This is a genomic window from Polaromonas sp. YR568, assembly GCF_943372955.1.
Classification (GTDB): domain Bacteria; phylum Pseudomonadota; class Gammaproteobacteria; order Burkholderiales; family Burkholderiaceae_C; genus Polaromonas.
Genome location: NZ_CALSAL010000001.1, coordinates 855175 through 869508 on the forward strand (window position 1 = coordinate 855175; position 14334 = coordinate 869508).

Annotated in this window: 15 protein-coding genes; 9 read left to right on the forward strand and 6 right to left on the reverse strand. The window is 62.5% G+C overall.

From position 1 onward, the window contains the following. Window positions 1-16: 16 nt before the first annotated feature. Both AAG793_RS04060 and AAG793_RS04065 read left to right on the forward strand, forming a co-directional pair. Window positions 17-1009, forward strand: coding sequence for a rhodanese-related sulfurtransferase (locus AAG793_RS04060; RefSeq protein WP_341904368.1), 993 nt, complete (start codon window positions 17-19; stop codon window positions 1007-1009). Then, entirely contained in the window at window positions 1009-1707 is a 699-nt protein-coding gene (locus AAG793_RS04065; RefSeq protein ID WP_341904370.1) for a glutathione S-transferase, read from the forward strand. The genes AAG793_RS04060 and AAG793_RS04065 overlap by 1 nt, the downstream gene beginning before the upstream one ends. Here AAG793_RS04065 and sbcB read toward each other — a convergent pair. The 4 genes from sbcB to icd all read right to left on the reverse strand — a co-directional run bounded on the left by sbcB (window position 1677) and on the right by icd (window position 7539). After that, the gene (gene sbcB, locus AAG793_RS04070) at window positions 1677-3128 is read right to left on the reverse strand and encodes an exodeoxyribonuclease I (protein ID WP_341904372.1); all 1452 of its coding nucleotides are present in this window, start codon (window positions 3126-3128) and stop codon (window positions 1677-1679) included. The two genes, AAG793_RS04065 and sbcB, sit on opposite strands and share 31 nt — an antisense overlap. A 141-nt stretch (window positions 3129-3269) precedes the next feature. Continuing rightward, window positions 3270-5606, reverse strand: coding sequence for an ATP-dependent Clp protease ATP-binding subunit ClpA (gene clpA / locus AAG793_RS04075; RefSeq protein WP_341904374.1), 2337 nt, complete (start codon window positions 5604-5606; stop codon window positions 3270-3272). Between the two features lie 68 nt (window positions 5607-5674). Next, window positions 5675-6052 carry an ATP-dependent Clp protease adapter ClpS gene (gene clpS / locus AAG793_RS04080; protein ID WP_341904377.1) on the reverse strand — a complete coding sequence of 126 codons (378 nt, stop codon included), beginning with the start codon at window positions 6050-6052 and terminating at the stop codon, window positions 5675-5677. A gap of 233 nt (window positions 6053-6285) precedes the next feature. Beyond that, a complete protein-coding gene (gene icd / locus AAG793_RS04085) occupies window positions 6286-7539 on the reverse strand; it encodes an NADP-dependent isocitrate dehydrogenase (protein ID WP_341904380.1) in 1254 nt (417 codons plus the stop codon). A 217-nt stretch (window positions 7540-7756) separates the two neighbouring features. Between icd and AAG793_RS04090 the strand changes: the two genes are divergently transcribed. Beyond that, window positions 7757-8059 carry a cell envelope biogenesis protein TolA gene (locus tag AAG793_RS04090; protein ID WP_341904382.1) on the forward strand — a complete coding sequence of 101 codons (303 nt, stop codon included), beginning with the start codon at window positions 7757-7759 and terminating at the stop codon, window positions 8057-8059. A 155-nt stretch (window positions 8060-8214) separates the two neighbouring features. Further along, the gene (locus AAG793_RS04095; RefSeq protein WP_341904385.1) at window positions 8215-8685 is read left to right on the forward strand and encodes a DUF192 domain-containing protein; all 471 of its coding nucleotides are present in this window, start codon (window positions 8215-8217) and stop codon (window positions 8683-8685) included. 128 nt (window positions 8686-8813) lie between these two features. Here AAG793_RS04095 and AAG793_RS04100 read toward each other — a convergent pair whose 3' ends face one another. Beyond that, the gene (locus AAG793_RS04100; protein ID WP_341904387.1) at window positions 8814-9395 is read right to left on the reverse strand and encodes a Fe-Mn family superoxide dismutase; all 582 of its coding nucleotides are present in this window, start codon (window positions 9393-9395) and stop codon (window positions 8814-8816) included. 71 nt (window positions 9396-9466) lie between these two features. Beyond that, window positions 9467-10786 (reverse strand): exodeoxyribonuclease VII large subunit, encoded by a 1320-nt coding sequence (xseA, locus tag AAG793_RS04105; RefSeq protein ID WP_341904389.1) that lies wholly within the window; start codon window positions 10784-10786, stop codon window positions 9467-9469. 341 nt (window positions 10787-11127) lie between these two features. Between xseA and AAG793_RS04110 the strand changes: the two genes are divergently transcribed. The 5 genes from AAG793_RS04110 to kdsB are packed head-to-tail and all read left to right on the forward strand — an operon-like array spanning window position 11128 to window position 14229. Continuing rightward, the gene (locus AAG793_RS04110; RefSeq protein WP_341904391.1) at window positions 11128-11766 is read left to right on the forward strand and encodes a MotA/TolQ/ExbB proton channel family protein; all 639 of its coding nucleotides are present in this window, start codon (window positions 11128-11130) and stop codon (window positions 11764-11766) included. After that, window positions 11763-12179, forward strand: coding sequence for a biopolymer transporter ExbD (locus tag AAG793_RS04115; RefSeq protein ID WP_341904394.1), 417 nt, complete (start codon window positions 11763-11765; stop codon window positions 12177-12179). The genes AAG793_RS04110 and AAG793_RS04115 overlap by 4 nt, the downstream gene beginning before the upstream one ends. A gap of 39 nt (window positions 12180-12218) precedes the next feature. Continuing rightward, complete coding sequence (gene lpxK, locus AAG793_RS04120; RefSeq protein ID WP_341904397.1) at window positions 12219-13253, forward strand: tetraacyldisaccharide 4'-kinase; 1035 nt, start codon at window positions 12219-12221, stop codon at window positions 13251-13253. 3 nt (window positions 13254-13256) lie between these two features. Then, window positions 13257-13439 (forward strand): Trm112 family protein, encoded by a 183-nt coding sequence (locus tag AAG793_RS04125; RefSeq protein ID WP_341904400.1) that lies wholly within the window; start codon window positions 13257-13259, stop codon window positions 13437-13439. 19 nt (window positions 13440-13458) lie between these two features. Continuing rightward, a complete protein-coding gene (gene kdsB, locus AAG793_RS04130; RefSeq protein ID WP_341904402.1) occupies window positions 13459-14229 on the forward strand; it encodes a 3-deoxy-manno-octulosonate cytidylyltransferase in 771 nt (256 codons plus the stop codon). Window positions 14230-14334 lie beyond the last annotated feature (105 nt).

Consider the following 14334-nt stretch of genomic DNA (forward strand, 5'->3'; position numbering starts at 1 on the left):
CCTGCCTTTCCTTTTCATGCCCTCCCTCTCGCCACTTTCCACCCCCTTTTTGACCGCCGCGCTCTACCAGTTTGTGGAGTTACCCGACTTTGCCGACCTGCGTGCGCCACTGCTCGCCTGCTGCGAGGCGAAGGGCGTGAAGGGCACGTTGCTGCTTGCAGCAGAGGGCATCAACGGCACCATCGCGGGTCCCGAGACAGGCGTGCGCGCTGTACTCGCTTATCTGCGCTCCGATGCGCGCTTGGCACAGCTGGAGCACAAGGAAGCCTGGGCGCAAGAGATGCCCTTCTACCGCATGAAGGTACGCCTCAAACGCGAAATCGTCACCATGGGCGTGCCCGAGGTGCACCCTGCCCTGATGGCTGGCGAGTACGTCAAACCGCAGGACTGGAACCAGCTCATCAGCGAACCCGACGTGGTGCTGGTGGACACGCGCAACGACTACGAGGTGTCCATCGGCACGTTTGAAGGCGCGATCAACCCGGCGACCACCAGCTTCTCCGAGCTGCCGGGCTGGGTCGAGCGTGAAATGGCCAAAGGCGGCAAGCTCGCGCCGGCCAACGGCAAGAAGCCGCGCGTGGCCATGTTCTGCACCGGCGGTATCCGCTGCGAAAAATCGACCGCGTTGCTGCGTTCCAAGGGCTTTGAGGAGGTCTATCACCTGCAAGGCGGCATCCTCAAGTATCTGGAGACCGTGCCGCCCGCCCAGAGCCTGTGGGAAGGTGAATGCTTTGTGTTTGACGAGCGCGTGTCGGTGGGCCATGGCCTGCAGCCGGGCGACTTCACGCTGTGCCGTTCGTGCCGCCACCCGCTGAGCGCGCAAGACCGCCAGTCGCCGCTCTATGAACTGGGCGTAAGCTGCGCACGCTGCCATGCCAGCACCACCGACGAACAGAAGGCGGGCTACCGCGAGCGTCAGCGCCAGGTGACGCTGGCCGAAGCCCGGCAGCAAGCCCACATTGGCGTGCGGCAGCCGGGCGCGGGCGAGCCGCCCGATGAGGGGAATTGATGGCCCCGGCGTTGCCCGTGCTGTATTCGTTCCGGCGCTGCCCGTATGCGATGCGGGCGCGGCTGGCGCTGGCGGTCAGTGCCACGCCCTATGAACTCCGCGAAGTGGTGTTGCGCGAGAAACCTGCGGACATGCTGGCCGCCTCGCCCAAGGGCACGGTCCCCGTGCTGGTGTTGCCTGATTCGTCGGTGATTGACGAGAGCCTCGACGTGATGCGATGGGCCCTGGCCCAACACGACCCTGAGGGCTGGTTGAGTGAGGATGCAAGCGTCATGGCCGACATGCTTGCCTTGATTGAACAGAACGATGGCGCCTTCAAACACCACCTGGACCGCTACAAATACCCGCACCGCTACTCGCACGAGGCTCAAGGCAGCGCTCTTACCGATCTGTCCGGTTTTGCCGCCGAACACCGTCGGGCATGCAGCGAATGGCTGGGTCAGCTTGAAGTGCGCCTGAAGCCGCATGGCTGGCTGTGCGGACCACGCGCCACCCTGGCCGACATGGCCCTGCGGCCCTTTGTGCGCCAGTTCGCGCACACCGACCCGGCATGGTTTGCCGCCCAGAACTGGCCGGCGCTCCAGCAATGGCTGGCAGCATTTGAAGCGAGCCCGCTCTTCGCACAGATCATGGAAAAGCATCCGGCCTGGCGGCCGGGGGAAGCGGCTCACATTACCGGTGCGATCAGCTCCGCGTAGTCGTAAAGCGCGCCCAGAATTTCTTCACCGCGCTCGTCAGCACTTTCCTGCAGCGTGTCGATCTGCGCGAACAGTGCATCGACATTGCGTGCACCACCCTCGCCTTCGAGCAGGCGTGCCACGCGATGTGCCTCCCACCGCTCGGCGTCTTCGGGCGAAAGCGTGTCGGTGAAGTTGCGGGCGCGGTAGCGAAAGACGATTTCTTCAAGCCGTTCGTCGTCAAAGCCAATGCGCGCATGGGCCAGTTCAGCGGGCGACATGTCGCGCAGCTGGTTCAGGCGCCGGCGGTCGGCGTTGCCCACGAAGCCACCGTACAGGTCTTCGTCCACATCGGGCTGCGGCTCGGGCGGCCGCTTGAAGACTTCGGGCCAGATCGCGCTCATGTCGGGCAATACGGCGGCTTTTTCCGCGTGGCGCAAGGCGGCCTCGATGTCCACACCCCATTTGGCCGCCATCTCGGGCGTGAGTGTCTTGAGCTTGCTCACGACCATCGGCGACTTGTTCACATGCACCGACTTGATCGGCAGGCGCTGAACGCCTTCAGGCAAGTCGGCCGACCTGGTGAAGAGGCGCTGCCGCAGCGTGGCCGCGTCGAGAGACGGCAGCTCGGTCGGGTCCTGCGACAAATCCCAGGCGAGGATTTCGTTTTTGTTGGTCGGATGCGTCGCCAGGGGCCACATCACCGCCAGGCAGCCGCGCTCGGGCGGAAACATGCCCGACACATGCAGGAAAGGCTGGGCCGCCTGCGTCGTGGCTGGCAAGCCGAGCTCTGCGAGCACACGGTCCTTCTTGTGCAGGCCCAAGCAAAAATCGAACAGCTTGGGCTGCGCCGTGCGCACCAGCCGGGCCAGTGCAATGGTGGCGCGCACATCGGACAGCGCATCGTGCGCCGCCTCATGCGCCAGGCCGTTGGCCGCCGTGAGATCCGTCAGCTTGAAGCTGGGACGGCCATCGGCCTTGAGCGGCCACTGGATGCCCTGCGGCCTGAGCGCATAAGCCATGCGCACCACGTCAAGCAGGTCCCAACGACCGCAGTCGTTCTGCCACTCGCGGGCGTATGGGTCGATCAGGTTGCGCCAGAACATGAAGCGGGTCACTTCATCATCGAAGCGGATGGTGTTGTAGCCCACGCCAATCGTTCCGGGTTGGGCGAGCTGCGCTTCAATCTGCGCGGCAAATTCGTACTCGGGCAGGCCACGCGCCAAACACAGCTGGGGCGTGATGCCGGTGATGAGACAGGACTCCGCATCAGGCAGGTAGTCGTTGGCGGGCCGGCAGTAGATCATCAGCGGCTCGCCGATTTCATTGAGCTCCGCGTCGGTGCGAATGGCGGCAAACTGCGCCGGTCGGTCGCGCCGGGGGTTGATGCCGAAGGTCTCGTAGTCGTGCCAGAGAAACGTGTGCGACGCGTGGGGTGTCATGGTGAGAAGGGTCGGTGCAAAAGACAGAGCGAAACGCGGTGCAGAAATGAAAAAGCCGGTAGCGCGATGCTACCGGCCTTTGGGTGACAACTTGACAGCGGGCACAGGGACTTTTTACCGTCCCCGCATCCCCTCCCTGCGTCAGTTGGTTTCTGCGGGCTCCGCTTCCGGCTTGGCCTTGCCTTCCTTCTTCGGCAGGGGCTGGATGTCGAGCTGGACTTCGCCGGTCTCCACACCCTTCTCGTCGGTGGTCACCTTCATGTCCACCGTCAGGCGACCGCCTTCGGTCAGGCGACCGAAGAGCAGTTCGTCGGCCAGCGCACGGCGGATGGTGTCCTGAATCAGGCGCTGCATCGGGCGCGCGCCCATCAGCGGATCGAAGCCCTTCTTGCCGAGGTACTTGCGCAGCGTGTCGGTGAAGGTGACTTCCACCTTCTTCTCGGCCAACTGTGTTTCAAGCTGCAGCAGGAACTTGTCGACCACCCGGAGGATGACCGTCTCGTCCAGCGCCTTGAAGCTCACGGTGGCGTCCAGGCGGTTGCGGAACTCCGGCGTGAACAGGCGCTTGATGTCGGCCATCTCGTCGCCCGACTCGCGCGGGTTGGTGAAGCCGATGGTCGCCTTGTTCATCGTCTCGGCGCCAGCATTGGTCGTCATAACAATGATCACGTTGCGGAAGTCGGCCTTGCGCCCGTTGTTGTCCGTCAGCGTGCCGTGGTCCATGACCTGCAGCAGCACGTTGAAGATGTCCGGGTGCGCCTTCTCAATCTCGTCGAGCAGCAGCACGCAATGCGGCTTCTTGGTCACAGCCTCGGTCAGCAGGCCACCCTGGTCAAAACCCACATAGCCCGGAGGCGCACCAATCAGGCGGCTCACTGCATGGCGCTCCATGTACTCCGACATGTCAAAGCGGATCAGCTCGATGCCCATGATGTAAGCCAGTTGCTTGGCTGCTTCCGTCTTGCCGACACCGGTGGGGCCGGAGAACAGGAAGGAACCGATCGGCTTGTCGTCCTTGCCCAGGCCCGAGCGTGCCATCTTGACGGCCGAGGCGAGCACTTCCAGCGCCTTGTCCTGGCCGAACACCACGCTTTTCAGGTCGCGCTCCAGCGTCTGCAGCTTGCCGCGGTCGTCGTTGGAGACGTTGGCGGGCGGAATGCGGGCGATCTTGGCCACGATCTCCTCGACCTCGGCCTTGGTGATGATTTTCTTGCGCTTGGACGCTGGCAGGATGCGCTGGGCAGCGCCCGCCTCGTCAATCACGTCAATGGCCTTGTCGGGCAAATGACGGTCGTTGATGTACTTGGCACTGAGTTCCGCCGCCGCCTGCAAGGCCGCCACGGCGTACTTGACGCTGTGGTGCTCTTCAAAGCGCGACTTCAGGCCCTTGAGAATGTCCACCGTTTCCTGCACGGTGGGTTCGACCACATCGACCTTCTGGAAGCGACGCGACAGGGCCGCATCTTTCTCGAAGATGCCGCGGTACTCGGTGAAGGTGGTGGCGCCAATGCACTTGAGCTGACCAGAGCTGAGGGCAGGCTTGAGCAGGTTGGACGCATCCAGCGTGCCACCCGAGGCAGCACCTGCCCCAATCAGCGTGTGAATCTCGTCGATGAACAGGATGCCGTTGGGCTTGTCCTTGAGCGCCTTCAGAACGCCTTTGAGGCGTTGCTCGAAGTCACCCCGGTACTTGGTGCCAGCCAGCAACGCGCCCATGTCCAGCGAGTAGACATTGGCCTCGGCCAGGATTTCAGGTACGTCCTTTTGCGTGATGCGCCAGGCCAAGCCCTCGGCAATCGCGGTCTTGCCCACGCCGGCCTCGCCCACCAGCAGCGGGTTGTTTTTGCGGCGGCGGCAGAGAATCTGGATCACGCGCTCGACCTCGTACTGCCGGCCGATCAGCGGATCAATCTTGCCGTCCTTGGCGAGCTGGTTCAGGTTGACGGTGTACTGCTCCAGCGGCGAAGCCTTCTCGTTCTTCTCGCCGCCCTCTTCGTTCTCGGCTGCGCTCTCGCCGGCCTTGGCAGGCTCGGGCGGGTCGCTTTTCTTGATGCCGTGGGCGATGAAGTTCACCACGTCAAGGCGTGTCACGCCCTGCTGGTGCAGGTAGTACACAGCGTGCGAGTCCTTCTCGCCAAAAATGGCGACCAGCACATTGGCGCCGGTGACTTCCTTCTTGCCATTGCCGGTGGACTGCACATGCATGATGGCGCGCTGGATCACGCGCTGAAAGCCCAACGTCGGCTGCGTGTCGACATCATCGGTGCCGGCGACCTGCGGCGTGTTGTCCTTGATGAAGTTGCTGAGCGCCTTGCGCAGGTCGTCCACATTCGCGGAGCAGGCGCGCAGCACTTCGGCGGCACTGGGGTTGTCCAGCAGGGCAAGCAAAAGGTGCTCAACGGTGATGAATTCGTGGCGCTGCTGACGCGCCTCGACAAACGCCATGTGCAAGCTGACTTCTAGTTCCTGGGCAATCATTGATCTTCCTTTCGGCTTGCTGCGGTTAATTGACTGACAACTGAAGACAATATTGGCCGGATTTCCGGTTATTCAATGGGTTCGCTGACGCACTGAAGCGGGTGCCCGTTTTTCCGGGCTGCCTCGGTGACCTGGTCGACCTTGGTGGCGGCCACGTCCTTGGAGAACACGCCGCAAACGCCTTTGCCGTCGAGGTGGATCTTGAGCATGATCTGCGTGGCGGTTTCGCGGTCCTTGTTGAAGAACTCTTGAATCACCACCACCACGAACTCCATCGGGGTGTAGTCATCGTTGAGCAGCACCACCTGATGCATCTGCGGTGGCTTGGTCTTCTGGGGGCGTCTTTCGAGCACCACGGAGTCTGAGCCACCGGTGTCGCCGGGCCGCACACCCGGCACGGCGGGCTGAGAGGGCGGCGCCGGGATTTTGGGAGACTTGGTTGCCATGGAATTCATTCTAGCGACCACTGTCCGACAGTGTGTCCGTCATGGGCTTTGGTGGCAGGAACGCGACATTCGTCCGTGATATTTCGCATTTCCGGCCCTGGATTTCCACCCGCCAGAAAGAAAAACCGCCACGGAATCCCTTCCGGGCGGTGTCGGACCATGTCGGATGGATCCAGGCGAACGCAACACGCAGCCACGCCAGGCAGCAGGCGTGCTGGAGCCGCAACGTCCCTTCACATCTGGTCGATCATCACCTGCCCAAATCCTGAGCAGCTGACCTGGGTGGCGCCCTCCATCAGCCGGGCAAAGTCGTAGGTGACTTTTTTCGATTCAATGGATCTCTCCATCGAACTGATGATCAGGTCCGCCGCCTCCTTCCAGCCCATGTGGCGCAGCATCATCTCGGCCGACAGGATTTCGGAGCCGGGGTTGACGTAGTCCTTGCCCGCATATTTGGGCGCCGTGCCATGCGTGGCCTCGAACATGGCCACCGTGTCGCTCATGTTGGCACCGGGGGCAATGCCGATGCCACCCACCTGGGCGGCCAGCGCGTCGGAGACATAGTCGCCATTCAGGTTCAGCGTGGCAATCACGCTGTATTCGGCGGGGCGCAGCAGGATCTGCTGCAGGAAGGCGTCGGCAATGCTGTCCTTGACGGTAATGTCCTTGCCGGTTTTCGGGTTTCTGAACTTCATCCACGGGCCGCCATCGATCTCCACCGCGCCGAATTCCTTCTTCGCCAACGCGTAGGCCCAGTCCCGGAAGCCACCCTCGGTGAACTTCATGATGTTGCCCTTGTGCACGATGGTCACGCTGGGCTTGTCGTTGTCAATGGCGTACTGGAAAGCCTTGCGCACCAGGCGCTCGGTGCCTTCGATTGAAACCGGCTTGATGGCGATGGCTGAGGTATCGGGGAAGCGGATTTTCTTCACGCCCATGTCATCCTGCAGGAACTTGATCAGCTTTCTCGCCTTGTCGCTGCCAGACTCGAATTCGATACCGGCATAAATGTCTTCCGAGTTCTCGCGGAAGATGACCATGTTGGTCTTGTGCGGCTCTTTCACCGGCGATGGAACGCCCGGAAAGTAACGGATGGGGCGCAGGCAGACATACAGGTCCAGCTGCTGGCGTAGCGCCACATTCAGGCTGCGAATGCCGCCACCGACGGGCGTGGTCAATGGCCCCTTGATGGACACCACGTAGTCGCGCACCGCATGCAGCGTTTCTTCCGGAAGCCAGACGTCCGGACCATAGACTCGGGTCGATTTCTCGCCGGCGAACACTTCCATCCAGTGGATTTTTTTCTTGCCACCGTACGCCTTGGCCACGGCCGCGTCCACCACCTTCAGCATCACCGGCGTGATGTCGGCGCCAGTGCCATCACCTTCGATGAACGGGATGACTGGCTCATCGGGCACGTTCAACGAGTTATCGGCATTGACGGTGATTTTCTGGCCTTGGGCAGGTACTTGGATGTGCTGGTACATGGGGGAATCTCCGCAGTGTGCTGACGAGGAACAGACGTCACGGACGACCGTGCCGCCTGAATCAGCAGTTAAGTAATAACCCCTAAAGTCTATCTGTAAAACTTTCGAACAAATCAATTTGCAGCCTTGTGTCAACGCGCAGCAATGGCACGCCGTTACAGGAGGGCCTCCGAAAGGTTCGGGGTACTTTTTCTATCAAACATCAAGGAAATATCAAATGAACAAGATCCTCGCCGTTCTGATCGCTGGCCTCTTCACCACCGGCGCCTTTGCCGCTTCGCACGCTGGCGCTCCCATGGCCGCTACGCCTGCCAAACCAGCCACGCCTGCAACCCCTGCAACGGCCACCGCTCCTGCAGCTGCTGCCACGCCAGCCACCCCTGCTGCTCCTGCAGCCAAGGCAGAAGCCAAGCCTGACGCAAAAGCAGATGCCAAAGCTGCCAAGAAAGCCAAAGCTGACGCTGCCAAAAAAGCAAAGGCCGATGCCGCTGCCGCCAAGAAAGCCGAAGCCAAGAAGTAATTCCTGGTGACTTTCGTAAAGATGCCCGCTTCTGCGGGCATTTTTCATGGGCCTGCCCACTCTGTCACCTGTCGTTTATGCTCTCGAATGAACTCCCACGGTAGCCACCCATGCTGTTGAATTCCTTCCTTGTCGTGCAGCGATCATCCGCCGCGATGACTCACTCACTCGTTTCCCGGATCGCGCGCCGCGCAGCGTTGATCGTCTTTGTGCTGCCCTTCTATGCGTCGGCACAGGAAGGCCCACAGCTCAACCTGCAGCGGGTTCAGCTGTCGGCCGGCATGCATCTGATTGACGCCCAGGTGGCGTTGACGCCAGAGCAGCGGCAGATCGGCCTGATGTTCCGCAAGGACATGCCGCAGCAAGAGGGCATGCTGTTTGTCTTCGAGCAAGCCGCAAAGCAATGCTTCTGGATGAAGAACACCCCCCTTTCATTGACAGCCGCCTTCGTGGCTGACGACGGAACCATCGTCAATCTGGCCGACATGAAGCCGCTGACCACCGATGCCCACTGCTCCGCCAGGCCGGTGCGCTATGTTCTCGAAATGAACCAGGGCTGGTTTGCCAAACGCGGCATCAAGGCCGGCGTCAAGCTTGGAGGTCCACCGTTTGACGGCAAGCGCTGACCACAAGACGCGGCAAGACGCCCCGCAAAGCATCAGACACACACCTTGCAACAAAGCAAAAAGCCGGTCAATGACCGGCTTTTTTCATGGCGCCCTTGCCGCAATGTGCAAGGGCCGTGGCAACAGCATCAGGCGAAGTTGGCCTCGGCAAAGCTCCAGTTCACCAGATTGGACAGGAAGGTTTCAACGAACTTGGGGCGCATGTTGCGGTAGTCGATGTAATAGGCGTGTTCCCACACGTCAACGGTCAGCAGGGCCTTGTCGGCGGTGGTCAACGGCGTGCCAGCCGGGCCAGTGTTCACGATGTCCACGCTGCCGTCAGGCTTCTTGACCAGCCAGGTCCAGCCCGAGCCGAAATTGCCGACCGCCGATTTCACAAACGCTTCCTTGAAGGCAGCGTAGGAACCGAACTTGGCGTTGATGGCGGCCGCCAGCGCGCCGCTGGGCTCACCACCGCCGGCCGGCTTCATGCAGCTCCAGAAAAAGGTGTGATTCCAGATCTGCGCCGCGTTGTTGTACACGCCGCCGCTGGACTTCTTGACGATCTCCTCCAGCGTCATCGACTCAAACTCCGTGCCTTTTTGCAGGTTATTGAGGTTCACCACATAGGCGTTGTGGTGCTTGCCGTGGTGGTACTCGAAAGCTTCCTGGCTGTAATGGGGTACCAGAGCGTCGATCGCGTATGGCAGGGCTGGGAGTTGGTGTTCCATGATTTTCCTCGTGATGTGGGATGGACAGTGTAGGGATACGCCGCAGCGTTCCGCGCCTGCAATTGTAAAAACTAAATCAGGCGTGGCGCGGAGACCGTCAAATCGACCTCGCCGTCGGCAAGGGTAGCGCGCAAAGCCTGGCCTGTTCGGGTCTGGGCCACGCCTGTCACAGGCTTGCCCTCCAAATCGGCCAGCCATGCGTAACCGCGCTGCAGCGCCAGCTGGGGATCGAGCAGCCCGAGCCGCAGGCGCGCGCGTTCCAGCCGCTGGCTGTGATGCTGCATGCAGCTGGCCAGCCGCAGCGGCAAGGTCGCGCCTAGGCTCTGCAGTTCCCCCCGCTCGGAAAGCAGCCGCCGCTGCACCGCGTGGTGCAGCGACTGGGCGACCGAGTCGAGCTGCGCCTTGTGTCGGGTGACCCCATGCGAAGGCTGGCTCAGCCGGGATGCGGCCCAGTCGAGTCGCTGGTTCTGTGCCTGCAGCTGGCGGTCCACACCCCTCTGCAGGCGATCGGCCACCTGCCCCAGAACACCCATCCACACGGCTTGCGGCTGGGCGCACAGCTCGGCGGCCGCAGTGGGCGTCGGTGCCCGCACATCAGCGCAGAAGTCGGCAATCGTGAAGTCGGTTTCATGGCCGACGCCGCTCACGACCGGCATGGGTGAGGCCACGATGGTGCGGGCCAGTTGCTCGTCGTTGAACGCCCACAGGTCTTCCATCGCGCCGCCGCCGCGCACCAGCAGCAACACGTCGGTCTGGTCTTCGTCGCGCCGCGCGAAAGCGGTGTTCATGGCCCTGACCAGTTCGCCTGCGGCCTGCGCGCCCTGCACACTGGCCGGATAGATCACCACGGGGATGTGCGGTGCCCTGCGCTCGAGGGCGCTCACCACATCGTGCAGGGCGGCGGCGCCCAGCGAGGTCACCAGTGCGATGCCTCGCGGCATCAGCGGAAGCTCGCGCTTTCTGGCGCTGTCAAACAAACCTTCGGCTTCAAGCCGGGCCTTGAGCAGCAAAAACTGCTCGAAAAGATTGCCCTGCCCCGCCTGGCGCATGGATTCGACCACCAGTTGAAGCTCGCCACGCGGCTCGTAAACACCCAGACGGCCGCGCACTTCGACCAGCTGACCGTCGCGCGGCGTAAAGTCCAGCAGACTGGCGGCGCGCCGGAACATGGCACAGCGCACCTGACCCTGCGGGTCTTTCAGGGAAAAGTAGCAGTGCCCACTGGCTGCACGCGAAAAGCCGCTGACCTCCCCCTGCACCGACACCGGATTGAAACGGGCCTCCAGGCTGTCGGCAATCGCCCGCAGCAGCGAACCCACCGGCCACACGCGGCCCCGTGCACCGCGTACCGCATCGGGGGCCAGTTCGTCCGGAGCGGACTCCTCAAACAAGGTCAAAGCCCCTGATTTGGCGGGGGTAATACTCCACAGAGGAGCCCCTGGTGCGGCTTGCCAGTGCGCTTTGGCGCGCATAGCGCGATAAATTCGTGTAACTCATTGATTTTGAATGACTTAATTCTGCTCAAAATTTCATCGATTTGTCACAAGGACGAATTGGCGCGGCTCGCCGGGCGCTGCACACCGACTTGCCCACAAAGTTATCCACACGTTCTGTGGGTTTGCGCACTTGTTCCGGGCCAGCCGAAAGGCCGGAGGCACGCCTCGTGCGAGCACCCTCTGCGGCTCGCCGGTGGTCCATAATCCAACAGAATTTATCCGTACGGAGAAGCCGATTGTTTTCGATCATACAAGCCGCAGGCTGGCCCATCTGGCCCTTGATTGCCTGCTCCATTCTGGCGCTCGCACTGGTCATCGAGCGCTTTGCCAGCCTCAAAACTTCAAAGGTCGCTCCTCCCCAACTGCTCGATGAGGCCATCACCGTATCCCGTGCCAGCGTGCCCACGCCCGACGTGGTGACGCAGCTGGAGCAGAACTCGGTGCTCGGTGAAGTACTCGCCACTGGTCTGCGCACACTCAACACCAACCCGCGCGTCAGCGAAGACGATTTACGATCTGCCATGGAGGGCGCCGGCCGGAAAGCCGCACACAAGCTCGAACGCTACCTGGCAGCGCTGGCCACCATCGCCTCGGCAGCGCCACTGCTCGGCCTGCTCGGCACGGTGATTGGCATGATTGAAATCTTCGGCTCCCAGCCTGGCGGTGGCGGTGTCAACGCCAGCGGCGCGGGCAACCCGGCCCAGCTGGCACAGGGTATTTCAATCGCGCTTTACAACACCGCTTTCGGCCTGATTGTGGCCATTCCCGCCCTGATTTTCTGGCGCTATTTCCGCGCCCGCGTCGATGGTTATCTGCTGACCATGGAGCTGGCCGCAGAGCGGTTTGTGCGGCATCTCAATACGCTCCGCAAATGAACTTCCGCCCTCGCCCCCACGACGAGCCGGAAATCAACCTGATTCCGTTCATCGATGTTCTGCTGGTGGTGCTCATCTTCCTGATGCTGTCGACCACCTACAGCAAATTCACCGAACTGCAGGTCAAGCTTCCGGTGGCCGATGCCGACAAACAGCGCGACTACGCACGCGAAGTGATCGTGGCTGTCAGCAACGATGGGCGGTATATGGTCAACAAGACGCCTGTTGAAGGCCGCAGCGTGCAGGCACTGGGCGCTGCACTCACGGGCGCTGCAAAAGCCGGTCCGGACAGCGTGATCATCATCAGCGCGGACGCCACAGCCACACACCAGTCGGTGGTGACGGTGATGGAAGCCGCGCGGCGAGAAGGTCTGGCGCAGATCACCTTCGCCACCCAAAGCTCGGCGCAGTAGCGCCAGCCCGGGCCACCCAGCGGCGACCAGGCGACATCCATGAAACATCTGCTGCTGCAGGCCTGGACCCGCCGCGGCTGGCTTGCCTGCCTGCTGTGGCCCCTGTCATGCGTTTACGCAATACTAGTGGCCGCTCGTGCATGGCTTTACCGCAGCGGTCTGCTGCACACCACGCGCTTTCCGGTGCCTGTGATCGTCGTCGGCAATGTGGTGGCCGGTGGCGCCGGCAAAACGCCGGTGGTGATCAGCGTGGTGCACCACCTGCAATCGAAAGGGCTGAAAGTGGGCGTGGTGTCGCGGGGCTACGGTCGCACCAGCGCCGCGATGACCGAAGTCACTGCCAGCACGCCGCTGCGCGATTCAGGCGACGAGCCTGCGCTGATCCATCAGGCGACAGGCGCCCCGGTTGTTGTGGCTGCAAACCGGGCGCAGGCCGTGGAGTCGCTGCTCAAGGCACACCCGCACACGCAGGTCGTGGTCAGTGACGATGGCCTGCAGCATCTGGCGATGGGACGTGACATCAACATCGCCGTCTTTGATGACCGCGGTCTGGGCAATGGCTGGTTGCTGCCTGCTGGTCCGCTGCGGGAGTCCTGGCCATTGAAGGGCCCGGGACGAATTGACCTTGTGCTGCACACCGGCCAGCGGCCTGCCTTTGACGGATTCACATCGTCCAGAGACTTGATGCCGCATGGCGTGGCCGCCGATGGCCATGTTACGCCGCTCGCAGAACTTGCCGGGCAGCCTTTGGTCGCCATGGCAGCCATCGCCCATCCCGAGGCTTTTTTCACGATGCTGCGGGCGCGCGGCCTGCAGCTGGATGAGGCGCTTGCGCTGCCAGACCATCATCCGCTGGACACACCCGACATCGTTCGCTTGCTTTCTGTACATTCCGGCCGGACGGTGCTGTGCACACAGAAAGATGCCGTCAAGCTGTTCCGCCTGCCGGCTGCTCTTGGGGTTCGTGTGCTCGCCGTGCCACTGGCGTTCACGCCTGAGCCGGCCTTCTTCGCGGCACTCGACAGGCTGCTGGCACCCCATCTGACATCGGCTGTTTCTCCCTTACCATCGTGACCCATGGACACCAAACTGCTTGAACTGCTCGTCTGCCCCGTGACCAAGGGGCCACTGGAATACGACCGCGAGAAACAGGAACTCATCTCCCGCAGTGCGCGGCTGGCCTACCCTGTGCGTGATGGCCTGCCCATCCTGCTCGAGAACGAAGCGCGAACCCTGACCGACGAGGAGCTTGGCCTTTGATGGCACCCGGCAAGCAGCGATGAGTTTCACCGTTCTCATTCCGGCCCGCCTGGCATCCACGCGGCTTCCCAACAAGCCATTGGCAGACATCCACGGCGTGCCCATGGTCGTCAGGGTGGCGCAGCAGGCGCTAAAGAGCAGCGCCACCCGCACGGTGGTCGCAGCAGACAGCGCCGCCATCGTCGATCAATGCGCGACCTTTGGCATAGCCGCGGTTCTGACGCGAACCGATCACCCCAGCGGCAGCGACCGCCTGGCTGAAGCCTGCACTGCGCTCGGGTTGTCCGACGCCGATACCGTGGTCAATGTGCAGGGTGACGAGCCGCTGATCGACCCGGCGCTGATCGACGCCGTGGCCCGCCAGCTCACCGACCGGCCTGATTGCGCCATGAGCACGGCCGCGCACGCCATCAGTGATCTGGCTGACCTGCACAACCCGAATGTCGTCAAGGTGGTTCTGGACGCGCGCCAGACCGCGCTTTACTTCAGCCGCTCGCCCATTCCTGCCGCGCGCGATCTGCCGGGCCAGGCGTGGTGGCAGACCGGCAGCGGCCTGCCAGCGCCCCTGCGGCACGTCGGCGTTTACGGCTATCGCGTCGGCTTCCTAAAGCAGTTTCCGGCCTTGCCACCGTCGCCGCTGGAACAGCTGGAATGCCTGGAGCAGCTGCGGGTGCTGTGGCACGGCCACCGGATCGCGGTGCACGTCACGGAGCATGCTCCGGCAGCCGGTGTGGACACGCCCGAGGACCTGGACAGAATTAGAAAACTGTTTGTCCTGCCACCCCACTAAACCAAGCCCATCCTGTAAGGCACCGGGGAGGTGCATATGCTACTCTCGACGCCAGACAGACATGGGTTCCGCAAACCGGACGCGCGGCATCCCGAAACGCTTCGC